At 57.8% G+C, this 26,364-nt stretch carries 19 protein-coding genes and 1 pseudogene; 14 read left to right on the top strand and 6 right to left on the bottom strand.

From position 1 onward, the window contains the following. Positions 1-65 precede the first annotated feature (65 nt). The 4 genes from hisS to hdcC form a co-directional block, all read right to left on the bottom strand. Positions 66-1,325: a histidine--tRNA ligase gene (gene hisS / locus FO014_RS08825; protein ID WP_160029065.1), complete on the bottom strand. Its 1,260-nt coding sequence runs from the start codon at positions 1,323-1,325 to the stop codon at positions 66-68. A gap of 2 nt (positions 1,326-1,327) precedes the next feature. Beyond that, positions 1,328-2,743, bottom strand: coding sequence for an amino acid permease (locus FO014_RS08820; RefSeq protein WP_201282924.1), 1,416 nt, complete (start codon positions 2,741-2,743; stop codon positions 1,328-1,330). A gap of 201 nt (positions 2,744-2,944) precedes the next feature. Then, on the bottom strand, positions 2,945-4,081 hold the full coding sequence (locus tag FO014_RS08815) for a histidine decarboxylase (protein WP_160029063.1): 1,137 nt from the start codon (positions 4,079-4,081) through the stop codon (positions 2,945-2,947). A 38-nt stretch (positions 4,082-4,119) separates the two neighbouring features. Beyond that, positions 4,120-5,472 (bottom strand): histidine-histamine antiporter, encoded by a 1,353-nt coding sequence (gene hdcC / locus FO014_RS08810; RefSeq protein ID WP_160029061.1) that lies wholly within the window; start codon positions 5,470-5,472, stop codon positions 4,120-4,122. A gap of 424 nt (positions 5,473-5,896) precedes the next feature. On the opposite strand from hdcC, the gene FO014_RS08805 reads away from it, so the two are divergent. The 9 genes from FO014_RS08805 (at position 5,897) to FO014_RS08765 (ending at position 17,906) form a co-directional block, all read left to right on the top strand. Next, positions 5,897-7,795: an ATP phosphoribosyltransferase regulatory subunit gene (locus tag FO014_RS08805; RefSeq protein ID WP_160029059.1), complete on the top strand. Its 1,899-nt coding sequence runs from the start codon at positions 5,897-5,899 to the stop codon at positions 7,793-7,795. 139 nt (positions 7,796-7,934) lie between these two features. Then, the gene (locus FO014_RS08800) at positions 7,935-8,795 is read left to right on the top strand and encodes a carboxylate/amino acid/amine transporter (RefSeq protein ID WP_160029057.1); all 861 of its coding nucleotides are present in this window, start codon (positions 7,935-7,937) and stop codon (positions 8,793-8,795) included. 536 nt (positions 8,796-9,331) lie between these two features. Continuing rightward, entirely contained in the window at positions 9,332-10,363 is a 1,032-nt protein-coding gene (locus FO014_RS08795; protein ID WP_160029055.1) for a glycosyltransferase family protein, read from the top strand. Further along, on the top strand, positions 10,308-11,546 hold the full coding sequence (locus FO014_RS08790) for a glycosyltransferase family 4 protein (protein ID WP_160029053.1): 1,239 nt from the start codon (positions 10,308-10,310) through the stop codon (positions 11,544-11,546). The genes FO014_RS08795 and FO014_RS08790 overlap by 56 nt, the downstream gene beginning before the upstream one ends. Further along, positions 11,543-12,691 carry a glycosyltransferase family 4 protein gene (locus FO014_RS08785; RefSeq protein WP_160029051.1) on the top strand — a complete coding sequence of 383 codons (1,149 nt, stop codon included), beginning with the start codon at positions 11,543-11,545 and terminating at the stop codon, positions 12,689-12,691. Before FO014_RS08790 ends, FO014_RS08785 begins: the two co-directional genes overlap by 4 nt. Further along, positions 12,688-14,520, top strand: coding sequence for an ABC transporter ATP-binding protein (locus FO014_RS08780; protein WP_160029049.1), 1,833 nt, complete (start codon positions 12,688-12,690; stop codon positions 14,518-14,520). Before FO014_RS08785 ends, FO014_RS08780 begins: the two co-directional genes overlap by 4 nt. Continuing rightward, positions 14,510-15,610 (top strand): phosphotransferase, encoded by a 1,101-nt coding sequence (locus FO014_RS08775; protein WP_160029047.1) that lies wholly within the window; start codon positions 14,510-14,512, stop codon positions 15,608-15,610. The genes FO014_RS08780 and FO014_RS08775 overlap by 11 nt, the downstream gene beginning before the upstream one ends. A 14-nt stretch (positions 15,611-15,624) precedes the next feature. Further along, a complete protein-coding gene (locus tag FO014_RS08770; RefSeq protein ID WP_160029045.1) occupies positions 15,625-16,743 on the top strand; it encodes a phosphotransferase in 1,119 nt (372 codons plus the stop codon). A gap of 44 nt (positions 16,744-16,787) precedes the next feature. Continuing rightward, positions 16,788-17,906, top strand: coding sequence for a porin (locus tag FO014_RS08765; protein WP_160029043.1), 1,119 nt, complete (start codon positions 16,788-16,790; stop codon positions 17,904-17,906). A 45-nt stretch (positions 17,907-17,951) separates the two neighbouring features. Here the strand turns inward: FO014_RS08765 and metR are convergent, their stop codons facing one another. Continuing rightward, entirely contained in the window at positions 17,952-18,902 is a 951-nt protein-coding gene (gene metR / locus FO014_RS08760) for an HTH-type transcriptional regulator MetR (RefSeq protein WP_160029041.1), read from the bottom strand. A gap of 126 nt (positions 18,903-19,028) precedes the next feature. Here metR and metE point away from each other — a divergent pair, with 126 nt between their 5' ends. The 4 genes and pseudogenes from metE (at position 19,029) to FO014_RS08740 (ending at position 24,333) form a co-directional block, all read left to right on the top strand. After that, positions 19,029-21,302, top strand: a complete 2,274-nt coding sequence (metE, locus tag FO014_RS08755; protein WP_160029039.1) for a 5-methyltetrahydropteroyltriglutamate--homocysteine S-methyltransferase — start codon at positions 19,029-19,031, stop codon at positions 21,300-21,302. Positions 21,303-21,665: 363 nt separating this feature from the next. After that, positions 21,666-22,373: pseudogene (locus FO014_RS08750) on the top strand (ABC transporter ATP-binding protein); the annotation flags it as partial. An 8-nt stretch (positions 22,374-22,381) separates the two neighbouring features. Next, a complete protein-coding gene (locus FO014_RS08745) occupies positions 22,382-23,335 on the top strand; it encodes an ABC transporter substrate-binding protein (RefSeq protein WP_160029035.1) in 954 nt (317 codons plus the stop codon). Between the two features lie 62 nt (positions 23,336-23,397). Continuing rightward, positions 23,398-24,333, top strand: a complete 936-nt coding sequence (locus FO014_RS08740) for a FecCD family ABC transporter permease (protein ID WP_160031381.1) — start codon at positions 23,398-23,400, stop codon at positions 24,331-24,333. 72 nt (positions 24,334-24,405) lie between these two features. Here the strand turns inward: FO014_RS08740 and FO014_RS08735 are convergent, their stop codons facing one another. Then, positions 24,406-25,242 (bottom strand): dienelactone hydrolase family protein, encoded by an 837-nt coding sequence (locus FO014_RS08735; protein ID WP_160029033.1) that lies wholly within the window; start codon positions 25,240-25,242, stop codon positions 24,406-24,408. A gap of 272 nt (positions 25,243-25,514) precedes the next feature. Here FO014_RS08735 and udp point away from each other — a divergent pair, with 272 nt between their 5' ends. Continuing rightward, positions 25,515-26,276: a uridine phosphorylase gene (gene udp / locus FO014_RS08730; protein ID WP_160029031.1), complete on the top strand. Its 762-nt coding sequence runs from the start codon at positions 25,515-25,517 to the stop codon at positions 26,274-26,276. Positions 26,277-26,364 lie beyond the last annotated feature (88 nt).

Raw genomic sequence — 26,364 nt, 5'->3', positions numbered from 1 at the left:
GTATGGCTTCACCCTTGTTGCGATGCTGGAGGGGCCAACACGTAGCGGGTGAAGCCGTTCTGCTGCTATTTTGAATTCGCTTTTATTATCGCCCAGATTTCATTTTCTGACACGGTTTCACTATGGTCTTTGAGCAGATCCCACAGGCCGACTCTGCCGTCGGCATTGAGAGTAATGATATAGCGACAGCCGCTTTTCAAGGCATTAGCGTGTTGGCGTTTCAGTTTCGCGGCGCTGAAATCGCTCAGTACTTTGTACTGTGGCAGATGCCGGCGGATATGATTCGCCAGTATCAATGCGGCGATATTTGACGTGCTGTCTTCATAAGTGACGACGATGTCGGGCGCATTGGTGATATTTTTGTTTTTATCCACTGACTGGATCAGCAAGAGCAGGCGTTCAATGCCGATGGCGAAGCCGGAGGCGGGCAGTCCTTTACTGCTAAACAGTTCGACCAGTCCGTCGTAACGACCGCCGCCGCAAATGGTACCCTGAGAGCCTAATTCATCAGTAATCCATTCAAAGACGGTACGCGTATAGTAATCTAACCCTCTTACCAGACGCGGGTTGATCACGTACTCAATGCCTGCTTGATCCAACAGCTGACAGAGTTCGTCGAAATGCTGACGGGATTGTTCCGCAAGAAAATCCAGCAGGCGCGGCGCGCCGGCTAGCATTTCCTGCATAGCCGGATTTTTACTATCCAAAATGCGCAGTGGGTTGCTGTGTAAACGGCGCTGACTGTCTTCGTCCAGTAATGACTGGTGCTGATGCAGGTATGCAACCAGCTCGCGGCGGTGCTCTTTACGTTCTGCGAGCGTGCCCAGCGAGTTAATTTCCAGACGAACATAGCGATCCACGCCTAGTGCCTTAAAGAGGTCTTTCACCATATAGATCAGTTCTGCATCAATATCTGCCCCGGGCATACCGAAGGTTTCTACACCAAACTGGGTGAACTGACGCAGCCGTCCCTTTTGCGGCCGTTCATAACGGAACATCGGACCTTGGTACCACAAACGCTGTGTCATGTTATAACACATGTTGTTTTCGATTACGGCGCGGACGCAGCCGCTGGTGCCTTCCGGGCGCAGCGTAATATGTTCGCCGTTCTTGTCATAAAAGTTGTACATCTCTTTGGAGACGATGTCAGTGGATTCTCCGACGGCGCGTTCAAACAGCGCGACAGGCTCCAGAATCGGCAGACGTACTTCCTGATACCCATAGCGATAGGTAATGTCCCGCACTTTGCTTTCCAGCCACTGCCATAATGGCGTTTCTTCCGGCAGGATATCTCTCATTCCTCTGATTGACTGAATTTTCATCATGATTATTCCTTGGATACGGCATCTGGATCGACAGACACCGCTATAAAGGATCGGTGCCCAGCGCATCGATCTGACATTAAGCAGGGGGGGGTTACACTTTGCGGCGGCGTTTGCTGGCGCATCACGTACAGCAAATACAAGGGTATCGTTACCATCTGCAAAATAATTCCCCAGAAAAGCGGTTGTGTACCCGCGCCGAGCAGCGCCGTGGTGACAAAAGCCAGGCCGAGCAGGCTCAGGCAGCTGTACAGGGTAAACTGACGGCCGCGATTAAGTTTTTTTGCCACCATCGTCACGGGCAACGATAAGGCGGCGAAGGCATAAGGGATCAGGCTGGCGGAAATCGCCAGTACGATAATCGTGCGGAACTGTTGTTCCAGATTGGGAGAAATGGTGAGCAGAATGACGCCGGTCATCAGACAAGCGGTGCAAACCAGGCCCTTGTAGGCGACTCCGTGCCGGTTGGTGGCGGCAAACAGTCGGGGGAATAAACCGGCTTCGGCTGCGGCGCGCGGCACTTCTGTTTGTAAAATCTGCCAGCCCGGCATGGCGCCCAGGCAGGCAATGATCGCCAGTGCCGAAACGCACTCACCCGCAGTCGTTCCCCATAATGTGCGCGCGGTATCGGCAAAGGGCGAGGTGGAGTCGATGAGCTGAGAATGAGGCAAAATACCCATGATGACGTTGCTGGAGCTGACGTAGCTCAGGGCGGCCAGCGTGAGACCGAGGATTGTCGCCAGCGGAATATTTCTTTTGGGGTTTATCGCCTGTGCTGATGAGACGGAAGCGGATTCAATACCCAAAAAACCCCACAGTGAAATGGCGGCGGCAGACAGAATTGCATGGTGAGAATTTTGCTGTGTTACGTTATAGCTGCGCATATAGAGGTGGGCATCGAAATGAAACCAGCCGAGAACGCCAATGCCGAGTACCACTGCCAGCATGCAGCTGCCGGTGAAAATCTGTGCGTAACCGACGACTCTGGCACCTTGCAGGCCTAAGGCGACAAAGAGCCAGAGGATCGCGATACAGGTGCCGGCAGCGTAGAGGGGGTGGTGTAAAATGGGGAAGAAAAAAGCGAGATAGCCGACGCCGGAGATCAATAAGGCGCAGTTGCCTATCCAGGTGGCAAGCCAGTAATACAGCGTCGTTTGCAGGCCGATATAGGGGCCGAAGGTCAGGCCGATATGTGCGATAACTCCGCCTTGGCATGGCGAGATCTGATTGGTTTTGGCGAATGTCAGTGCAAGCACCAGCACACCGCAGAAAGTTAATGCCCATCCCCAGATGGAAATCGAGCCTATTTGCGCCAAGGAGCTTGGCAGCATAAAGACGCCGCTCCCCATCATATTAGAGGCTGTCATGATGGTGAGCGCGGTAAGTCCCATGCGGTTGGTGGTTTGGCTGTTTGAACCCATGTCATTTTATCTTCACAAAATTGGTGACAGAGGCGAAGATGCCGGGCAGTTATGCGCGGTCAGCGGCAGAGTAGTTTCGGTCGCGGTTATTGCATCGTTCGCTGAAACTGTTTAGGTTAATCATTGTTGCCGGAGTGATTGGCGTCAGTACCGGCAACATATGTCAGACCGGAGGCAGTGATAGGCTATCACTGCCTTTTTTTATGCTGCGGTGGTTTGAGCATCGGCTATGACGTCGTCGATCAACGCATCAATTTTGCTTGAGTCCAGATGGTGGGCTGTAGCAATGAGATGAGCGACCTCGCCGGAGGTTGCCAGGCAGTGTTTCTTCCATACGGCTTCCGACGGGCAGGGGAAGACGACCGTAATCGAGTTTTTATTCCGCCAGGCATTCACCCCGGCTGACTGCAGGCGATCGACCGCATATTGCGCCATCTGCAGGCTGCGTGCGATGCGTCGTTGCCAGTCTTCGAAGCTGTGGCTTTTGATGGCTTCCCACATCATCATTGGCGTATGGCCGTTGCGGGAGCCGGTGATGGTTTTGTCATGTGCGGAGATATAGTCGATTTCGACTGAGATGCGATCGACGTTCTTTTTCTTGGCGAGCACGATCCCACAGGGAATAGGGGAACCGATCATTTTGTGTCCGGATACCCCGATCGAGTCAATACCATCAGCAAAGGTGAAGCCCTGCGGATCGTCAACGAATGGCAAAATCATCCCGCTTAATGCGGCGTCCGCATGCAGATAGTAATCTTCGCGCTTAAAACCGGCGTCTTTCAGGCGTTGCTGGATGATATGGATATCATCGATGGCCCCGCGGACGGTGGTGCCGATATTAGCGAAAATAATCGGATGCTTTTCATTATCTTTGGCGATTTTGGCCATTAAATCATTATAATCCACCTCGCCATTAGGTAGTGACTCCACAACTTGAGATTTAATACGCAGCAATTTAACAATTTTCGCTACGGAGTAGTGAGTATCCTTGGAATAATACAGCGTGCCGTCAGGGAAAATTTCACGCCCCAGGTAGCAGCCAAACATATTACTTTCTGTCCCGCCGTTGGTGACATATCCCCAGCTTTGTTCAAATGGAATTTTGAACAGTTCGGAAAAGTATTGCATCACTTCTTTTTCAAACTCAAAGGAGTTTAAAAGATAGTTACAATATTCGCTCCAATCTCCGCAGTTATTGATTGAAAAGCGCATGAAACGCTCAAGCAAGGTATAGTCAAAATCTGCCGATTCTGGGTAGCCGATATTAAAAAATTGGTTTTTTACACAATATGACCAGAATGCATCGAGTTTGTTTTGGTCAGGAATAGATAACGTCATTATTTATCTCCTTGTTAAGTATCTTTAATGATTAAGGGTTATTGGTTTTTATCAAGGTAAAGCACATCGTCGCCTTTTTTATTACGCCCGACGGCCACAAAGCAAAACAGCGGTATGGTTACCATCATCATGACAACGCCCCAGAACATAGAATCTGAGCCTGAACCGAGCATGGCGAATATGCTGTAAACCATACCGATAACGACCATGACGCTATAAAACATAAAGGTACGGCCACGGTTTAATTTTTTGGAAACCATGATAATTGGCAGGGATATCAGCGCGTACATATACGGCAGAAGCGAGGCGAATACGGACATCAGGATGACGACCTCAAACTGCTTGGCCAGGTTTGGCGATGCCGTCATCAGCAGTACGGCGCTCATCAATACCCCGGTGAAGATCAGGCTTTTCATCGGTACGTCATTTTTATTGGCGTCTGCAAAGAATTTCGGGAACAGCCCCTGTTGTGCGCCAGCGCGCGGGCCTTCCGACTGTAAAATCAACCAACCGGAAATCGAACCGAAACAGGCGATAATACTCAGCGCGGAGGCGATATTACCGGCGGTTTCGCCAAACATATAGCGGGCTGCGTCGGCAAACGGCGCGGCAGAGTTAACCAGTTCGGCGTGTGGAACCAAGCCCATAATGACGGAACAACTGCCGACATAACATACGGATGCGATTAGCAGGCCGTAAACGGTCGCTCTGGGAACCGTATATTCTGGCTGTTTGACCTGTCCGCTGGAGACGACGGCCGATTCAACGCCGAGGAAGCCCCATAGTGCAATCGATGCGGCAGTGATGATCGCGGATGAGTTGCTTTTTCCCGTGCCGTTATACACTTGGGTGAACATATGGGGATCAAACCAGAACCAGCCGACTACGCCGACGCCGAGCACCACAACCAGCATGCAGCTGGCGGTAAAGGACTGGGCGCGGCCGGCGACGCGGGCACCAAAGCTGGCCAGAATGATAAAGCCCCAAAGAATGACGATGGCGACAATGCTGCCAATGGTCGGATCGCGCAGTTGCGGGAAGAAATAACTCAGGTAGCCGACCCCGGCCACCAGCAAGGCCACATTACCGACCCAGGCGCTAATCCAATAGCACATAGTGGTCTGGAAACCGATGAAAGGGCCGAAGGCGTCGCTGGCATAGGCAACAATCCCGCCGTTACGCGGCGTAATTAAACTGGTTTTGGCAAATACCAATGCCAAAGCAATAACGCCGATAATGGTTAATAGCCATCCCCATAGCGATATATAACCAACGCCAGCGAGGTTGGTCGGCAACATAAATACGCCGGACCCCATCATATTCGATGCGGTGACCAGAGTAAGCGCGACAACCCCCATCTTATTGGCTGAGCTTGCACTAATAGATCCCATATTGAGTGTCCTATAAGTAACTATTTACGTGAAGTGAATGCAGTGGGTACATCACTAAGAGAAACGGATTTTAAGAACACTCAGGGGGCAAAATGTGACATAGATCACGTTTATTGTGTGGTGGGTTTTTTGGGGCTGATAAAAAGGCGTGTTTTTTTCAATAGTATAAAAAAAGCACTCTGTCCCATTTGTTTTTTAGTATTTAGGCCGCAGCCATGATGCGATTCAAATAGCTAGATATTGATTCACATTATCAAAACATTGGTATAACAAGGCACAAAATTAAGCTTTTTGTTTTTGTTTTGATGATAACTTCGTTGACATGGGCATAATGAATAATAAATTATTTGTCAGGGCCATGCCTTATGCATCAATGTTTAATATTAAGTGTTTATTTACTCTGCAATTGAATGGATAGAGCATTATGTCCAGAAGGGAACGCATATATATCGCCGATCTACCCCAGCTCATTCAACTTAAAGGTCATAATCATGGCATAATGTTTTTTGATGAGGCGGACTGTCAATTTTTTCTTAACTGTCTGGATAATGCATTGAAGTTATATTCTTGTGAATTACATGCGTATGCATTACTTCCGCATAGACTGTTATTATTATTAACGCCGGAAACCAAAGAAGATCTGAGCCGGTTTATACAACATATAGGGCGTAGCTATGTGCCTTATTATAATAATAAATATCATCGCAGCGGTGCGCTGTGGGAAGGGCGTTATGACAGCTGCCTGATCGAGCCGGGCGCCTATTTACTGTTGGCGCAACAATACGTTGATACCTACGAGAGGATGCGGGCGGAAGAGCGGGCGATTAGTCAGGATTGCTGCAGTTATCGTCATAATATCGGCGAGGTCGACCTTGCCAGAATTACCCCTCACGCCGAATATGTTCAGCTGGGCGCGACGCCGCAGCAGCGCACGTTGCAGTATCGGCGGTTTATCCAGGCAGCGCTTAGCCCGGCGATTCAGGAACGGATCCAACTCTGTTTAAGCCAAAACTGCGTGCTCGGCACCGCCAAATATTGCCAGAAGCTGGAAACGTTGATTCACCGCCATGTGCGGCCGCGCCATTGCGGCCGTCCGCGTAAGCATTACCATAATCAGGTCGCCGATTGGGTATGGCTGGAAAGTCAGGCCATGCGGTTGTTGCGACGTTACGGTTATCAGGAAATCCGCTTACCGTTGCTGGAGGTGCTGGCGCCGGAACAAATCGATAGCGTATTTACCCTTACCAATGAGCAGATGGTGAGCAGCGACTTTCCCTGTCATCAACAAGCCTTATTGCGTGGGGACGGCACGATAGGAAGCCTGCGGGCAATCGCCCGCTATCAGGATCTTCAGACGACGGGCAGGCTGTGGTACCTCGGCACCATGTTTCGTAGAACGGACAAGGTAATTAAGGATATTGAGCAATATCAGCAGGTCGGCGTCGAGGCGTTTGGTTACCAGCATGTGGATATTGAACTGGAGCAGATTATGCTGCAGTACGATCTCTTTCAGGCGTTGCAATTAACCGCCCACGTTGAGTTAAAGCTGAATACTATCGCCAGTGCGCAGGAGTTTGCCCAGTATCGTGCGGCGTTACGCCTTTATTATCAGCCTTTCCTCATCCTGTTTGATGAAGCATGGTTGGCATGGCTGCAACAGACGCCAGAAAAATTGCTGCAAATTGCAGATCCGCTATTGGAAAAGCTGCAAGCGCATGCTCCCAGGCGCAGCGATTTTATCTCTGCGGCTTCCCGACAGCGTTTTGAGCAGCTCACCGATGCGCTGAACCAAACCGGCATTCCTTTTGTTATCGATGCCGATCTGTATCCGGCGAATGACTATTGTCATACCATATTTGAATGGCATTCGGACAAGCTGGATCATGATACCCTGCTGTGCCGCGGAGGGCGCTACGATGCCCGCGCCAGCAGCCAGCTTAGCAAACCGGTGTTTGCCTGCGGTTTTGCTTTTATGTTGGATCCGATTATGCGCCTGCTACAGCTTACGCATGAAAATAGGCTGAAACAGCGGCTTATTGACGTGATCATTATCCCCCGCACGCCGGTTGCAAAACACCAGGCGCTCAGCGTTGGGCAAATGCTGAGAGAAGCATTTCCCCAACTGAGTATTGCCAATGATTTATCGCATCGGCATATCAACGTCTGTAAAAGGAATGCGAGCCGTCAAGGCTGCCGTTTTATCCTGGTCGTGCCGCCGCAATCGCATGAACAGATTGAAATCTTTGATAAAGAGATTGATCGGCACTGGGAAGGTAATATCAATGCTGCGATAGGTATTCTGAGCCACAGCCTTAACACATAGGCGAAGGAGGGGAGAGGTCGGTTTAATAATGGTGATGAGTGTCTTCTTTTTGTTCTCCTGTAAACCTATCTTGTGGCGCGTTGCTTTCCGCTTTTCGTTACAATTGCCTTTCTCCTTCTTGTTTTAGGATCGATTTGACGTGCTACTGCTGGTTATTACTACCATTTTATGGGCATTCTCTTTTAGCCTGATTGGCGAATATCTCGCAGGTCAGGTGGACAGTTGGTTTTCGGTGCTGATTCGTATCGGCCTGGCGGCCGTGGTATTCCTGCCGTTTCTGCGCTGGCGCAACATCAAGGGGCGGGTGATCCTGCTATATATGCTGGTGGGGGCTTGCCAGCTGGGCATCATGTACCTGTTCAGCTTCCGCGCCTTTTTGTATCTGACTGTGCCGGAGTTCCTGCTGTTTACCGTGCTGACGCCGCTGTATATCACACTGATCTACGATGTGCTCAGCCGCCGGCGTCTGCGCTGGGGCTATATGTTCAGCGCCCTGCTGGCGGTGCTGGGGGCGGCGATTATCCGCTATCACCAACTGAGCGAGCACTTCTGGCTGGGGCTGCTGCTGGTGCAGGCGGCCAATATCAGCTTCGCCATCGGTATTGTCGGCTATAAGCGTCTGATGGAAGTGCATCCGCTGCCGCAGCATACCGCGTTTTCCTGGTTTTATCTGGGGGCGCTGGTGGTGGCCGTCACGGCCTGGCTGCTGTGGGGTAACCCGCAACAGTTGCCGACCACCGGTCTGCAGTGGGGCATTCTGGTCTGGCTGGGCGTGGTGGCGTCGGGGCTGGGCTATTTTATGTGGAACTATGGCGCGACGCAGGTGGATGCCGGTACCCTCGGCATTATGAACAATATGCATGTGCCGGCCGGGCTGCTGGTTAACCTGGCTATCTGGCAGCAGCAGCCGCACTGGCCGAGCTTTATTATCGGCGGCGCGGTGATTTGCGCCTCGCTGTGGGTGCACCGGCGCTGGGTGGCGGTGAAAGAAGTACTTTAAGACAGACGCGCTGCGAACAGAATTCAATATTTTTTCGTTCGTAGCGCTGTTTTTTCCGTTATTACATCCTCAAAATTTATTTATTTCTTCAGGTTATTTCTCATATTTCTCGCTGTGCTAAGTATCCTCCCGAATTTTTCTGTATTAATTCCGTTTGTTTTTTATTATCTGCGAATAATTCGGCTTATTCCCAAATTCATTTTATTTTTTGCAATATATAATGACTTAACATTCGATGGTTATATGTTTATTTACAAACAACATTTACTGATTTTTCATTCCTGACTCTGGCGGCGTTAGCTGAGTGAGTAAATAAAAATTAGGCTGAAAAATAATAAAGGTGACGTATGGAATGCGGTAAACCTATTAGAATTGTGCTGTATTCGCATGATGCTGTCGGCCTGGGACATTTACGGCGAAACCTGGCGCTTTCATACAGCCTGAGCCGCGGCTTGTCCAGGTCGGTGACCGGATTATTGATCTCAGGCAACCACCACGCAGGCCGTCTGAGCCGGCCGGATCATTGGGATCTCCTGGTGCTGCCCGGTTATGAAAAACTCGGTGGTAGTTACCATTCACGTCAATTAGTGATGCCGCTGGAAGAATTGGCGGCGCTGCGCGCCAAAATTATCGCTTCCGCACTGGAGGCGTTTGAACCGGATATTTTAATTGTTGATAAACATCCTGCAGGTTTACAGGGTGAGCTGTTGCCGGCATTAAAGACATTGACGACAACCCGGCTGGTGCTTGGCCTGCGGGATATACTGGACGCGCCGGAAACCGCGTTGGCCCAATGGTATGCCAGCGGCAGTCATCAGGCGGTCAGAGAATATTATCATCGGATCTGGATTTATAGCGATCCGCGCATTCATTCCCCGTTTGATTCCGGCGAGCTGCCCGAAGAGTTACGCGCGATAAGCGATTTCACCGGTTACCTCGCCAAAGGGCGGCGTACGCTGGGCGAACCTGACTCCGCGACGAAAAATCAGTGGGGACGGCAGTTTCTGACCTTTGTCGGCGCGGGGTCGGACGGTTTTCCCGTCGCTCAGGCCGCCGTCAGGGCCAGGGTGCCGACGGGGTATCAGCATCTTGTCTGCACCGGCCCTGATATGGCGGCAGAAGACGTTGCAGCCCTACGCCTGATGGTCTCTTCGCCGGCCATCAGCGTGACATCGTTTATCGAACATGCGGCCACCCGTATCGCCTACGCTGCCGGTTTGCTGACCATGGGAGGGTACAACACGCTGTGCGAAGCGTTGGCGACCGATACGCCGACGCTGGTGGTGCCGCGCCGTTCGCCGCGCCTCGAGCAGCAAATCCGGGCTCAGGTGCTGGCAGAATGCGGCCTGATTGATATATGCCCGATTGAGCAGATCTCGCCGGCGTTCGTCGGCGACTGGCTGGAGCGGTGCAGCGCACGGCGCGTTGTACGGAGCAGGATAGATCTGGATGGCCTGCAGCATGTGCCGGCTCTGGCCAGCTCATTATTAACCACCAAGGAAGGAACTGCTGATGCAACGGACATCGCGCACAGGATATGTGCTGAAAACCTATCCCAAGCTGTCTGAAACCTTTATCTCGACGGAAATTCTGGCGCGTGAAGCGGCGGGAGAAGCGCTGGAAATCTTTTCCCTGCGCACGCCTGATGAGACGTTGATTCATGGCGCGGTGCGGAGAGTCAAAGCGCCGGTGTGTTATCCGATACGGCCGCAAACGGCGGATGCGTTGTGGGCGCTGCTGCGCCAGGCGCAGCCGTTGCTGCCCGCGCTGACTTCATTGCTGCCCGTTTTATTCAGCCAGCCAATGGAGGTGGCGGCGCAGGCCTGCGCAATTGCATGCCAGGTGCGGGCGCACAAAATCGACCATCTGCATGCGCATTTCGCTACGGTGTCCGCCGATACGGCGGCGCTAGCGGCACGCTTGGCGGAGGTGCCGTTCTCGGTGACCGCCCATGCTAAAGATCTGTTCCATCACTCGGTGTCTCACACACATTTGCGGCAGCTGTTTTCCCAGGCACACCATGTGGTCGCCATCAGTGATTACAATGCCCGCTGGCTGGAAACGCGCCTGGGCGCCGCGGATCCGCACGGCGGTTTTCGGATCCGGCGTATCTACAACGGGCTGGATCTAAAAACTTTTACTTTCCAGCCACCTTGCGCTCTGCCGGATGCGTCGCCGCGTTTTATCGCCGTAGGGCGTTTGGTGGCCAAAAAAGGTTTCGCCACCCTGATTGACGCCGCCGGACTGTTGCGCGATCGGGGTGTCAGCTTTCAAGTGGATATTATCGGCAGCGGCGTGGAGCAGGCTCGGCTGCAGGCGCAGATTATGCGTCTCGGCCTGGCGCAGCAAGTGGCGCTGCGCGGCGCGTTGCCACAGGAGCTGGTGATCCCGCTGTTGCGGCAGGCGACGGCGTTTACCGCGCCCTGCGTGGTGGCTGAAGACGGCAATGCGGACGGATTGCCGACGGTGTTGCTGGAGGCGATGGCGCTGGGTCTTCCCTGCATCGCGACGGATGTGACCGGCATTCCCGAAGCGATCCGCCATGAGGACACCGGCTTGCTGGTGCGGCAGCATGATGCAGAGGCACTGGCGGAGGCGATGCTGCGGCTGGCTCGGGATCGGGCGTTGAGTTGCCGCCTGGCCGATGCCGGCCGCAGTCTGATCGAGCGCAACTTCGACGCCGCCGTGCAGGCGCAGCTGCTGGCGCAGGCGCAGGCGGAGCCGTCGCCCGCCGGGGGGGCGCACCGATGAGGATTGCCTATGTGTGTGCGGATCCCGGCATTGCGCTGTTCGGCACCAAGGGAGCCAGCGTGCATGTGCAGGAGGTCATCCGCGCCCTGCGCCGCGCCGGGCATCAGGTTAATGTGTTATGTCTGCGGCGCGGCGATGCGGCACCCGCCGATCTGGCGGATCTGCCGGTTGAGGTGTTCCCGCTGCCGCCGGGTGCGCAGACGCCTCGCGAACGCGAGGAGGCGGTATGGCATGCCGGCCGTCGGATGGCGGATGCAATTGCCGTTCAGCGTCCGGAGCGGGTGATTGAACGTTATTCGTTATTCAGCGCCGACGTGATGCTGACGGCCAGCGAGCTTGGCATTCCCTGCGCGCTGGAGGTAAATGCGCCGCTGCTGGAGGAGCAGCGTAAATACCGTAGCCTGATCTACCACGATCGGGCGCTGGCGACACTGCAGGCGGCGGCGCGGGCAGCCAGCGTAGTGGTGGCGGTTTCTTCCGCCGTCGCCGACTGGGTGCTGCGCCATGCGCCGGCCGCCAGGGTGTTGATGTTGCCCAACGGCGTCAATACCGAACGCATCGTGCCGCAGCCGCGGCGCGATGCGGCGGAACCGCTGATCATCGGCTTTGTCGGCACGCTGAAGCCCTGGCACGGGGTGGAGGTGCTGCTGCAGGCCGCTGCGCAGGCGGGGCGGCCTGCATGGCGGCTGTGCGTCGTCGGTGACGGTCCGCAGGCCGAGAGTCTCCGTAGCCTGGCCGCCAGGCTGGCGCTGCAGGTTGAATTTACCGGCGCGGTGACACCGGAGTCTATTCCTGCACTGTTGCAGCGGATGGACATTGCGGTCGCGCCCTATACCGCCGAGGCGGAGCCCTATTTCTCCCCGCTCAAGGTGTTTGAATATGCCGCCGCCGGGCTGCCGATCGTGGCGGGCGCGCACGGGCAACTGGCGGATATTCTGCTGCACGGTGAAACGGCGCTGATGTTTACCCCGGGCGACAGCCAGGCGCTCACGCGCCACCTGCTGGCATTGGCGGATGACCCGGCGTTGCGCGAACGGTTGGGGCAGGCGGCGCGCCGCTGGGCGCTGGGTCAAAGCTGGCAGCGGGTGACGGCGCGTATGCTGCAGGCGATGGCGGTCGGCGTGACGCCAGGAGGACGGCGATGACGTCAGCGACAGGGCCTGGGGCGCACGCATCCGCTTCGTCGCTCGGACGGATGGTGCGCCATATGCTGCCTTACCTGCGCCAGCAGAAGAAGCTTGCCGCCGGCGGCGTACTGGCGATGTTGACGGAGGTAGTGCTGCGCGTTGCCGAGCCGTGGCCGGTGAAATATGTGATTGATGCGCTGTCGGTTTCGCTGGGCGCTCGTCTGGACGGCGATCTGGCGCCGGCGACGCTGTGGCTGCTGCTTGTCTGCGGCGGCTGTGCGCTGGCGCTGGCGATGTTGCGCGCGATGGCGAGCTTTCTGACCACGCTGGCCTTTGCGCTGACCGGCAGCCGCATCGCCACCCGGCTGCGCGCCGATCTGTATCAGCACGTGCAGCGTCTGAGCGTACAGTATCACCGCACTACGCCGCAGGGCGATCTGGTGCAGCGGCTGGTGGCGGATATCGGCCGTCTGCAGGAGGTGGCGGTCACCGCCGGTCTGCCGCTGATGGGCAACATGCTGACCCTGGTGGCCATGAGCGGCGTGATGCTGTGGCTCAACCCGCCGCTGACGCTGTGTGTCTTGGGCTGTGCTGCGGCGTTTGTGCTCGCCACCCGCTATTCCGCCCCGAAAATCACCGCCGCAGCGCGGAAAACCCGTAAGCAGGAGGGGGCGCTGGCTTCGCTGGCGCATGAAACGCTGGGGGCGATTGCGGTGGTGCAGGCTTATGGCCTGGAGTCGGCGCTCAGCCGGCGTTTTGCCGGCGCTAATCAAAAATCGCTGACTGAAGGCGTGCGGGCGCGGCGGCTGGCCGCGGCGCTGGAGCGCGCCACCGATGTGCTGGTGGCCCTCGCCGTAGGGACGGTGCTGTTTTTCGGCGGGCTGCAGGTGCTGCGCAGCGAGATGACGCCAGGCGATTTGGTGCTGTTTCTGACATACATGAAAACCACCATGAAACCGTTGCGTGACGTGGCGAAATATAGCGGCAGGATCGCACGCGCCGCCGCCTCGGGCGAGCGGGTGATGCAGGTGTTGCGGCAGCAGCCTGCGATCAGCAACGCTGCCGATGCGCGGCCCTGTTCCGAACCGGTGCGCGGCGAACTGCATTTTGACCGTGTCTGGTCAGACTACGGCGGTGCGCCGGTGTTGAAGGGTGTTGAGCTGCATATTCGGGCCGGCGAGCACGTCGCGCTGGTCGGCGCATCCGGAGCCGGGAAGTCCAGTCTGGCGGCGCTGGTGATGCGCCTGCAGGATCCTGCCCGGGGTGAAGTGCGCCTTGACGGGCGGCCGTTGCGCAGCCTGACGCTGGCCTCCCTGCGTGCGCAGGTGGCGGTGGTGCATCAGGAGCCGGTGCTGTTCGCCATGAGTATTCGCGACAACATCCGCATGGGCAATTTGGCCGCGGATGAGACGGCGATTGTCGCCGCCGCCCGGCAGGCTGACGCCCTGGCCTTTATTCAGGTGCTGCCGGCCGGTTTTGATACGGTGCTAGGGGAGCGCGGCGAGACGTTGTCCGGCGGCCAGCGTCAGCGTATTGCCATTGCCCGGGCGCTGTTGCGCGATGCGGCGGTGGTGGTGCTGGATGAGGTGACGTCCGGGCTGGACAGCCGGGCGGCGCAGGCGGTGCTGAATAGTCTTGACCGTTTGATTCGCGCCAGAACCACGCTGGTGATCACCCATGACTTTGACGTCGCGATGCGCTGTGAGCGCATCATCTGGCTGGAGGACGGCAGGGTGGTTGAGTCCGGGCCGCGGGACGCCTTGCTGGCGGGGGATGGTCGTTTTGCTCGCTGGGGGGCAGAGCGCGCCCCAGCCACTCGCAGCACGGAGGGGAAATATGATGATTAATCTGGCGGATCCGCAGGCTATCCGGCGCGCGTTGAGCGACCAGGCGTTAACCCAGATGGCCGGGCAGCCCATCGGCTGCCATTACCTGCGCGTCAAGCCCGGCACCTCGGTGTGGGGAGAGATCTCGGGCGACTTCGGCGACGGCCTCGGCAGAGGCTGGCTCTATGTCCACGCCGATCCACTGAAGGCGAATAAATTCAGGCAGCGTGCTGAACGCTACGGCCTGCCGCTGCTCGCATTGGGATCCGGAGCGATCATGGGCAGCATGGCGCTCGATCCGGTGCTGCACCGCGGCTGGCGGGTATTGCGTCGCCGGCTGTCTGGCGAGGCGACGACAGGCTGGTCGCTGCTGAAATATCGACCGGGGCGGCGGATGGTGTTACGGGTTGAAGAGCGGCATGGCGGCTCTGTGTTGGTCAGAGTGCTGGCCCGCTGCACGCCGGCTTATGCAGCGGTGGTGAGGCTGGTTCATCAGGCCGGGCTGGGGGCGGCGTTGCAACGGATGGACACACGGCATCATATCGTCAGCCTGCAGTGGCTGGAAGGTGAGACCGCCGGGAGCGTGCCGGCCGAGAGGCTGGAGGAGTCCTTGTTTGCTGCTGCCCGGTTGCATGCGCTGCACGCTGACGGCCTGGATCTGCCGCATTATGACGCAAGCTGGTTCGCGCAGACGCTGGCGCAGGCTGAACGCACGCTGTGCTGGCTGCTGCCGACGCTGCGTCATCAGGTGCGGCGGCTGGCGGAGCGTTTACCGGCGGCCGTTGCGGACTCGCTGCGCCGGTCGCCGGGGCTAGTGCACGGTGATTTCTCCGCCGACCAGATTGTGTGGCACGCCCGGCGGCGGCCGCGTCTGATCGATGTCGATCGCGCCGGCTACGGACAGCCGGTAATGGACATCGGTTCGCTGTTGGCGGTTGAGATGCTGCAGGGAGACTTACGCAGCCTGCCCGCGCTGCCTTACCCTGCGTTGTCGGCGTGGGTGGCGTATGCGCTGCTGCAGCGGGCGGCCGAACCGTATCGTTATGGCGATGAGAACTGGCAGGATGCACTGCAGGCGCGCATTCAACAGGCGTGGGCGGTGCTGGAATGAAACTACCGGAGATCATGTTTGCTCTGTCAGGCGGCATCTGGCGTCTGCAGCGCTGCTGGCCGTCGCTGGTCGATAGTCAGCCGCCGGCGGTGAAGCGCATCATCGTGGAGGCGACGCCGATGCACGGCGATCGCAGCCGTCGTCATGCAGCGCTGCTGAGTGTCAATCCGCTCCAGCCGGAGGAGGCGCTGTGGCTGCAACTTCATCCCTATGGTCAGGATGCGGCGCTGCCGGCGCTGACGGAGCATTTACAGCACGCGCTGCGGGACGACCCCAGCGCCGTGGTCGTGGCGCACCGCAGGGGGAAGCGGGCGGTGATCCGTTCCGTCCGCGGCTTTGTCAAGGTGCTGCGGCCGGGGAAAGCGCCGACGCTGGTGCATCGTCAGGCGTGCGCCGCACGCTATTACGGCGGACACGCCGTGTTGGCGGCGCTGTTGCAGCATGACGATGCGGCGTTAATCACCGCCCCGCTGGCGGGCCGGACGCTGGCCGAACTGGGAAATGACCCGTCGCTGGATGACGGCGGGCTGGCCGGTTGCTGGTTCGCTTTCGGCAGCATGATGCGCCGCTGTCAACGTGAACTCCCTGCCGACTGGTGTGGTTTGCCTCAGCATCGCCTTGAGGATGAGTGGCGCATCGTTGATGACTGGCTGATGCGCATGATGCTGTCTGGGCAGGTGCCGCCGGAGCGCGTGCTGGTTCTGCACCAGCGCAGTCAGCAGCTTTGCGGCGCGCTGGCCGGTGAGGGCGTTGTGCCGCTGTCTCTGCTGCATCGGGATTTGCACGACAAACAGGTGTTGTTCACGCCGGACGGGCCGGCGCTGCTGGATTTTGACACGCTGGCGCTGGGCGATGCGGCGCTGGATCTGGGCAACGTATTGGCACATCTGCGGTTGCGGGCCTATCAGCATGCCTGGTGCAGCGAACTGGAGCCCTCGCTCAGTTTTACTCGTTTTCGTCTGGCGCGACAGGCCTTGCTGAACGGTTGGGCGCCGGATGAGGCGTCGATGGCGCGTGCGAACTTATTTACCGAGCTGAGCTGGATCCGCCTGGCAGGCGTTTATCAGTGGCGGCCAGCCTGGCAAAAAATGGCTAAGCATATGGTGCAGGCTGACGACCATCAGGGGCTGTAAGCCGTCTTTATCGGCGGCGGAATATGAACAAGCGGGAGAGAAGGATGATAAGGAATTCATGTTTAGCGGCAGTACCGTTGTTATTCCTTTCTGGTGCGGCTGAGGCGATAACGCTGTATGAAGAAAAGGGCACCACGCTGGATTTTTCCGGTTCAATTCGCCTGATGTTCGAAAATGCGAAGAAAACCGACGCGGGGCAAAACAGCACGCATATCAAGGATGAGAGTTCGCGTTTCGGTATTGGCATTTCACACCAAATCGACAGCGACCTGCGCGGTTTTGGTTATTTAGAGTTTGGCAACGATACCCAGTCGGCGGAGAACAAATTCAAACTGGGCAACCGCCAGGCGTATGTCGGTCTGGCGCGGCGCAGTCTTGGCGATATCGCCATTGGTCGCGTCCTGTCGCCGTTCGATAAGGTGGCGCGTTCAGACTATACCTACGAATATGGCGGCGTATTGGATTTCGGCGATAGGTATATTGGCCGTTCCACCGGCAGCTCCGATGACGGTAAAAATGACTTTATCGGCCGCGTGTCCAATTCTGTGCGCATGATGTCCGCCGAGTTTGCCGGTTTCAGCGCCGGCGCAACCTACACCCTGCAAAACGGTGATGAGGTTAACGAGATCAATAACGCCTACACGCTGGCGGCCTTTTTCCGCCAGGCGAACCTGCGGCTGGCCGCAGGATACGGTGCGGCGGAAGGCAACGGTGAACGCGCGAAGAAACCCCAGAATTATATGGACAGCAAGGAGCGAGTGAAGGCGATCAAAGAAGAGATCTGGGGCATCGGCGCAGAGTATACCCTGGCGGATCTCGATCTCTCTCTGGCGGTTGACTACGGGCGGTTGCGCATCAAAAACGGCAACCAGCGCTCGGGAGATGCGTATAAAAAAGTCAACGGGACGCCGAAGGCTGAACTGCTGGGGCTGGGAGCCAACTGGGACTGGGGCCGGGGTAATCTCTACGGCGGTTATTACCGGAAGGCGGGTAATCATGACGCCAATAACTGGCGGGAGCAACGTTATGTGATAGGCGCAGATTATGAACTGACGAAAAAGGTCGTCACCTGGGTCGAGCTGGCCCATGAAGATCAACGCGCCGACCAGTACGACAAAGTGACCGACAGACTGCTGGGGCTGGGGCTGCGCATCTATTTCTAAAGCGTCCGGCCGGACGCCGACGATCGGGCGTCCGGCCGGCATGGTTCAGGGCTGTGACGCCAGCGGTTGAGTGACGGGCGGCACCGCGTTGGGGCGTGCGGCGTCGCGCACGAACGGCAGATGATCGCAGGCATGCTGACGGGCGGAACGAATAAACGCTTCGGTGATCGCCTGGCGCTGTTCGCCGTCGCGCACCGCGGCGTACAGCCGGCTCCACAGGCCGTCGCCGAGGGTTTTTGTGATCACCAGCCCCTGACGTTCAAAGCTCTCCACCACCCAGTGCGGCAGAGCGGCAATGCCCATGCGCGCCGCCACCATCTGAATCAGCAGCAGCGTATTATCGACGCTTTTTAACGCCGGACTGATGCCAGCCGGCTGCAGGAAGTAACGCCAAATATCCAGCCGTTGGCGCTGCACCGGGTAAATCATTAGCGTTTCATCGCTCAAATCTTCCGGTGTGATCTGCGTTTTACCGGCCAGCGGGTGATCCGGCGCCAGCACCAGACGCACCTCAAAATCAAACATCGGCGAATAGTGCAGACCGCTGCGCGGCAGAATATCGGAGGTCATTACCAGATCCAGCTCGCCCTGCTGCAGCGCCGGCTGTGGGTCGAAGGTGACGCCGGATTTAAAATCCATCACCACCTGCGGGTAGCGCTGGCGGAAGTTATCCAGCGCCGGCGTCAGCCACTGGATGCAGCTGTGGCATTCGATGGCGATGCGCAGCGTGGTCTGATGCGGTTCATGACAGGCCTGCAGCGCCTGTTGGATCTGCGGCAGCACCTGCTCCGCCAGCTGCAACAGGATCTCTCCTTGCGCGGTAAAGCGCAGCGGTTGGCTTTTACGAACGAACAGCTTGAAACCCAGACGTTGTTCCAGATCGCTGAACTGATGCGAAAGGGCAGACTGGGTCTGATGGAGTTGGGCTGCCGCGGCGGCTAACGAGCCGGTATTACACAGTGCCTGCAGCGTCCGTAAGTGTTTCAGTTCGATCATGAGAGTCCTTCACGGTGACAGTGAATAATTTGCGCTTGTGGTTACTACAGTACCTGTTGATTATGGATGTGTAAACATCTAGACGGCTAAGTGCCCATTTGTCTGGGCCACAATGGGGAAAAGACGATGACAATTTTGAATCACACTCTGGGTTTTCCGCGTGTTGGGCTACGGCGTGAGCTGAAAAAAGCGCAGGAAAGCTATTGGGCAGGTAACTCAACGCAGGAAGAACTGCTGGCCGTGGGCCGTGAGCTGCGCGCGCGTCACTGGCAGCAACAACGGCAGGCCGGCGTCGATTTGGTGCCGGTCGGCGACTTCGCCTGGTACGATCACGTACTGACCACCAGTCTGCTGCTGGGCAACGTGCCGGCACGTCATCAGAACCAGGATGGTACCGTCGATCTGGATACGCTGTTCCGCATTGGCCGCGGCCGCGCTCCGAGCGGCGAGCCGGCGGCGGCGGCGGAAATGACCAAATGGTTTAACACCAACTATCACTACATGGTGCCGGAATTCCATCAGGGCCAGCCGTTCAAGCTGGGCTGGACGCAGCTGCTGGATGAAGTGGACGAGGCGCTGGCGCTGGGACATAAGATCAAGCCGGTGCTGTTGGGGCCGCTGACCTACCTGTGGCTGGGCAAGGTTAAGGGTGAGCCGTTTGACCGCCTGACGCTGCTGCAGGATATTCTGCCGGTGTATCAGCAGGTACTGGCGGAGCTGGCCAGACGCGGCGTGGAGTGGGTGCAAATTGATGAGCCAGCGCTGGTGCTGGAACTGCCGCAGGCGTGGCTGGATGCTTACCAGCCGGCGTATCAGGCGCTGCGGGGCCAGGTAAAACTGCTGCTGACTACCTATTTCGACAGCGTCGGCCATAACCTGGACACCATCCGCGCGCTGCCGGTGCAGGGGCTGCATGTCGATCTGGTGGCGGGCAGCGACGATATTGCTGTGCTGAACAATGCATTGCCGAAAGACTGGCTGCTATCGCTGGGCGTGATCAACGGCCGCAACGTATGGCGCGCCGATCTGAGCCGCTGGTTCGAGAGTCTGCAGCCGCTGGTGGGCAGCCGTCCGCTGTGGATTGGCTCTTCCTGTTCGCTGCTGCACAGCCCGATCGACCTGAGTGTGGAAACGCGCCTCGATGAAGAGGTGAAGAGCTGGTTTGCTTTCGCCCTGCAGAAATGTGCGGAGCTGTCGCTGCTGAGCGCGGCGCTGAATGCCCCGGATGCGGACAAACAGGCGCAGTTGGACGCCTACAGCGCGCCAATCCGCGCCCGCCGTCACTCCAGCCGCGTACATAACGCGCAGGTGGAACAACGCCTGGCGGCGATCACCGCGCAGGACAGCGAGCGCAGCAGCCTGTATCCGCAGCGCGCCGACGCGCAGCGTGAGCGTTTCAACCTGCCGACCTGGCCGACCACCACCATTGGCTCATTCCCGCAGACCACTGAAATCCGCGGCCTGCGTCTTGATTTCAAACAGGGGAGGCTGGACGGCAGCCATTACCGCACCAGTATCGGCGAACATATCAAACAGGCGATTACCGAGCAGGAGCGCCTGGGCCTGGACGTGCTGGTGCACGGCGAAGCCGAACGTAACGACATGGTGGAATACTTCGGTGAAAACCTCGACGGCTTTGTGTTTACGCACAATGGCTGGGTGCAGAGCTACGGCTCCCGCTGTGTGAAACCGCCGGTGATTATCGGCGACGTTAGCCGTCCGCAGGCGATTACCGTCGAGTGGGCCAAGTTTGCCCAGTCGCTGACCGACAAGCCGGTTAAAGGCATGCTGACCGGGCCGGTGACCATTCTGTGCTGGTCGTTCCCGCGCGAAGACGTCACGCGTGAAACCATCGCCAAGCAGATTGCGCTGGCGCTGCGCGACGAAGTGGCAGATCTGGAAAAGGCCGGTATCGGCATTATTCAGATTGACGAGCCGGCGCTGCGCGAAGGGCTGCCGCTGCGTCGCTCCGACTGGGCCGCTTACCTGAACTGGGCGGTGGATGCCTTCAAGCTGAATGCCGCAGTGGCACGTGACGATACGCAGATCCACACCCATATGTGTTACTGCGAGTTTAACGACATCATGGATTCGATTGCGGCGCTGGATGCGGATGTGATCACGATCGAAACCTCACGTTCCGATATGGATCTGCTGGAAGCCTTCAAAGAGTTCGAATACCCGAATGAAATCGGGCCGGGCGTATACGATATCCACTCGCCTAACGTGCCGAGCGTGGAATGGATTGAAGCGCTGCTGCGCAAGGCGGCGCAGAACATTCCGGCGGAGCGTCTGTGGGTGAACCCGGACTGTGGCCTGAAAACCCGCGGCTGGCCGGAGACCCGTCAGTCGCTGGCGAACATGGTGCTGGCGGCGCAGCGTCTGCGTGAAAACGCATAAGCCAGACAGCAACAGGATTGAGGGCGCTTCGGCGCCCTCAGACTGCTGACAAAGTTAGTTATTAGGGAGAGAGTGGCGATGGGGTCGTAGCGGCGTAAGCCGCCGGAGTGCCCCTCGTTACGCTAGGCCCGGGTATCTCCGGCCATCAGACGACTTTGTCATCAACTTCAGGGCGCTTCGGCGCCCTTTTTTATTATTACGGTGCTAAAGGGGATTGCGGGCTGTGCCCTCATTCGATATTGTTATGTTATAACATATTATTTGAGGTGCTTCTCATTGTTTGTTCAATCTGATGGCCCTGCGTTATTGCAATTACGGCGGCTGTCGTTGTCCATCGGCGGTAAACCGCTGCTGTCCGATATCAGTCTGAGCCTGCGGCAGGGAGAGCGGCTGGCGATCATCGGCCCTAACGGCAGCGGCAAAAGCACGCTGCTGCGTATTCTGACCGGCGAGCTGCAGCCGACGTCGGGTGACGTGCGGTTTACCGGCCGCGCCCTGCCTCAGCTTAGCCGTATGCAACGCGCCCGTGCGATTGCGCTCCTGGCGCAAAATGACAGCGCTCATCCGCACCTGACCGTCGATGAATACGTCTCTTTGGGACGGTTGCCCTATCAGGGAGAGGAGAGCATGCGGCAACACCGGCAGATCGTCGAACAGGCGCTGCTGGAAACCCGCATGCAGGCGCTGAGGCAGCGCCGCTTTGCCCGGCTTTCCGGCGGCGAGCGACAGCGGGCGGCGCTGGCGCGCGTTTTTGCTCAAACGCCGCAGCTATTGCTGCTGGATGAACCGACCAATCATCTTGACCCGCTGGCGCGTGCCAGCCTGTTGTCATGGGTGAAACGCAAGGGGATTACGGTGATTGCAGTGCTGCATGATTTACCGCTGGTTGCACCGTTTGCCGACCGGGTAGCGGTGATTGAACGCGGTCGTCTGGTGCGCTGCGATGTGCCGGAGCGCGCGCTGGCCGCCGACTGTATCCGCGCGGTATTCGGGTTGGACAGCTTTGTTATCCCGCATCCGCAAACCGGCCAGCCGTTACATATCTTTGAAGCGCCGCCATGCGCAGGGTGAGGGTGTTTATGAGCAGGGCAGTATTGCATGCGTTATTGCTGCTGGCGTGGCCGGCGTTGGGTGCGGCGTTTCCGGTGACGGTCGACAGCTGCGGCGAACCGCTGACCTTCAACGCTGCGCCGCAGCGGGCGGTAATCAACGATTTAAACATGGCCGAGATGGCATTTGCGCTGGGGCTGCAGCCGCATATCGTCGGGCTGACCGGCATATCTGGCTGGTATCAGGTCGATGCCGAATTCAAACGTCAGCAGGGAACGATTCCTGAGCTGGCGGACAAGTATCCGTCACTGGAAACGCTGTTGGCAGCCAATCCGGATTTCTTCTTCGCCGGCTGGAACTATGGCATGAAAATCGGCGGCGAGGTTACGCCGCAGTCGCTGGCGAAATATGGCATTAAAACCCTGGTGTTGAGCGAAAGCTGTATCTGGACTCAGCGGTCACGGCCGCGCGCCAGTATGGCGCTGCTGTATGACGATATGCTGAAACTGGGGAAAATCTTCGGTCGTGAAACGCAGGCTGTCCAGCGGGTTAATCTGTGGCGACAGCGGCTGGAAACGCTGCGTCAACGTATCGGCCAGCGGCCGGCGCCCAAGGTCTTTGTCTATGACTCTGGTGAGGATAAACCTTTCACCAGCGGGAAATATGCCATGCCGACCGCGCTGATTGAGGCCGCCGGCGGCAAAAACGTGATGGATACCTTGGCGGCCAGCTGGGCGACCACGTCGTGGGAAGAAGTGGCGCGACAGCAGCCGGATGTGATTGTGCTGCTGGATTATCAACATGGGGGAGGCGCGGCGCACTTGCAGCAGTTTCTTGCCGCGCATCCGTTAATGAAACACACCCCGGCAGTGCGTCATCAGCGTTATCTGCGCCTGAAGTATGCCGAGTTGACGCCCGGGCCGGCCAATATCGCGGCGATAGAGAAACTGGCGCGCGTGCTGTATCCGGAGGTCTTTGATTGATTAACGGCAGGCTGCGCTATGTCGTGGCGATCGTACTGCTGTTGGCATTGCTGGCGGTGCTGATGCTGGTCGGTATCGCTATCGGTGCGACCCGTTTACCTGATGGACAGCTGATGGCGGTATTAGGGCTGGGCGATCGACCGGCGTCGCCGATGATCGCCCGGATCGTGTTTGAGCTGCGTGTGCCGCGGGTGTTGCTGGCGGCGCTCACCGGCGCGGGGCTGGCGCTGGTTGGCGCGTTGCTGCAGACCGCCACGCGCAATGAGCTGGCGGACCCGTTTTTATTTGGCCTTTCGTCCGGCGCATCGGCCGGGGCCGTTGCGGTGATTACGCGTCTGGGCGACCGCCTGGGGAACTGGACATTACCCATTGCAGCCTTTGTCGGCGGCCTGGTGTCCGCCATTGCCGTCATGCTGCTGTTGCGTTTGCAACAGCATAAAGGCGCGGAGCGTATTGTGATCAGCGGCCTGGCGATCTCTTTTTTGTTCGGCGCGATGACGAATTACCTGGTGTTCACCGGCGATCAGCGTGCGGCAAGCGCGATTCTGTTTTGGTCATTGGGCGGTCTGGGGCTGGCAAGCTGGCAAAATCTTTGGCTGGCGGCCGCCGCCAACCTGTTGCTGATAAGCTTTATCTGCTTACGCTGGCGGTCACTGGACGCTTTGCTTGGCGGGGAACAGACCGCCGTTTCGCTGGGAGTCCAGCTGACGCGGTTACGCAGTGAGGTATTTCTTTGCTGCGCGCTGGCGACGTCTGCATTGGTGGCGCTCACCGGGGTGATTGGCTTCGTCGGCCTGATGGTGCCGCACTTGGCGCGGCCGCTGTGCGGCGTGCGTCATTTGCCATTGTTGCCGCTGAGCGCCGTTATCGGCGCACTGTTGCTGACCGCCGGCGATGTGCTCAGCCGCACCCTGATGGCGCCGCAGGAGCTGCCGATTGGCGTGATTACCGCCGGATTAGGCGGCGTGTTTGTGCTGATGATTCTGTTTAAACGCTAAGTGCTAAGTCAGAGCCACCGCCGTGCCGGCGTCGTGATTGGGCTCAGCCGTTGCGCTGAGCCCGTATGACGTTTACTTCACCCCGACCACGCCGTGCTGTATAAACCAGTTCAGCATGCGCTGCCAGCCGTCCTGCGCGGCTTCGGCGTTAAAGCTCGGGCGGTAATCCGCGTTAAAGGCGTGACCGGCTTCAGGGTAAACCACGATCTCCGCATCGGCGTTGGCGGCGCGGATCGCCTGGCGCATGCTTTCCACGCTTTCCAGTGAAATACCGCTGTCCTGACCGCCGTACAGCCCCAGCACCGGGGTCGACAGATGGCTGGCGATATCAACCGGATGCTTGGGCGAATTCAGCGTCTTTTCCCCCACCAGTTTGCCGTACCACGCTACCGCAGCCTTGAGCTGCGGGTTATGCGCGGCATACAGCCAGGTGATGCGTCCGCCCCAGCAGAAACCGGTGATGGCCAGTTTGCTGGCGTCGCCGCCGTGCCGGGTCGCCCAGTGGGCGACGTGGTCCAGATCCGCCAGCACCTGGTTGTCCGGTACTTTGCTGACCAGCTTTTGCAGCAGGTCGCCGATCTCGCTGTAGTCGGCGGCATCACCCTGGCGGAAGTACAGCTCCGGGGCAATGGCCAGGTAGCCCTCTTTCGCCAGCCGGCGGCAGAGATCCTGAATATGCTGATGGACGCCGAAAATTTCCTGCACCACCAGGACCACCGGGAAAGGGCCCTGATGGTTAGCCGGCTTGGCAATATAGGCCGGCAGATTATCGCCCTGCGAGGGGATGGTGGTTTCCCCGGCGTGAATGCCCTGATCGTCGGTGTAAATTGTCGTATCGGCCAACGGCTCGGCGGCAGGGGCGAAGCTTCCCTGTACCGGTTCTAGTGTCATTGCGTGTTCGGTTTTCATGGCGGTCTCCATCCAAGAGAAGCGGAGCAAAGATTAACTATAGATAACAAGATGGCCGGTTGTCATCGCCGTTTTGTGGCGTTTGTCGGCTATGCTTGAGCCAGTGAAAACATGGCTCTTTGGGGTTATTAATGTGATTTAAATCACATAAAATATGTCGATCGCTGTCTGTTTCTTCTTTTGTGGTGATGTTAGTCACGAAAAATGGCGAAGATTTTCAGTAGAGTGCTTTTTTGTTCCTCCCAATAATCCTGATTTATGAGGAGTCTCGTATGTCTCAGTCTGATGTTTTTCATCTCGGCCTCACCAAAAACGATTTACAAGGGGCTCAGTTGGCAATTGTTCCCGGCGATCCGCAGCGCGTAGAAAAAATTGCCAAACTGATGGAGAACCCGGTGCATCTGGCGTCCCATCGTGAGTTCACCACCTGGCGCGCGGAGCTGGACGGCAAAGCGGTGATCGTTTGTTCCACCGGTATCGGCGGGCCGTCGACCTCCATCGCGGTGGAAGAACTGGCACAGCTGGGGATTCGTACGTTTTTGCGTATCGGCACCACCGGCGCCATTCAATCGAATATCAACGTCGGCGACGTGTTGGTGACCACCGCGGCGGTGCGTCTTGACGGCGCCAGCCTGCACTTTGCGCCGATGGAGTTCCCTGCCGTGGCCGATTTCGCCTGTACCACCGCGCTGGTCGAGGCGGCCAAGGAGAACGGCGCTGTGACCCATATCGGCGTTACCGCCTCTTCTGACACCTTCTACCCGGGACAGGAGCGTTACGACACCTATTCCGGCCGCGTGGTCAGCCGCTTCAAAGGCTCGATGGAGGAGTGGCAGGCGATGGGCGTAATGAACTATGAAATGGAATCTGCCACGTTGCTGACCATGTGCGCCAGCCAGGGGCTGCGTGCCGGCATGGTGGCCGGCGTGATCGTCAACCGTACCCAGCAGGAAATCCCGAACGCGGAAACCATGAAGCAGACCGAAAGCAAAGCGGTGCAGATCGTGGTGGACGCGGCGCGTCGCCTGCTGTAATCCGCTGTTTTTACGGGCCGTCATGCGGCCCGTTTCTCCCTTCCTGCGCGTTAAATTCAGCATCAGTACGTAAGCTGCGGCGCTGCCG

Origin of the sequence: Serratia rhizosphaerae, assembly GCF_009817885.1 — a bacterium.
Taxonomy (GTDB): domain Bacteria; phylum Pseudomonadota; class Gammaproteobacteria; order Enterobacterales; family Enterobacteriaceae; genus Serratia_B; species Serratia_B rhizosphaerae.
Note: the sequence above shows the minus strand (reverse complement) of the source record. Positions and strands in the feature narration are given on the sequence as shown.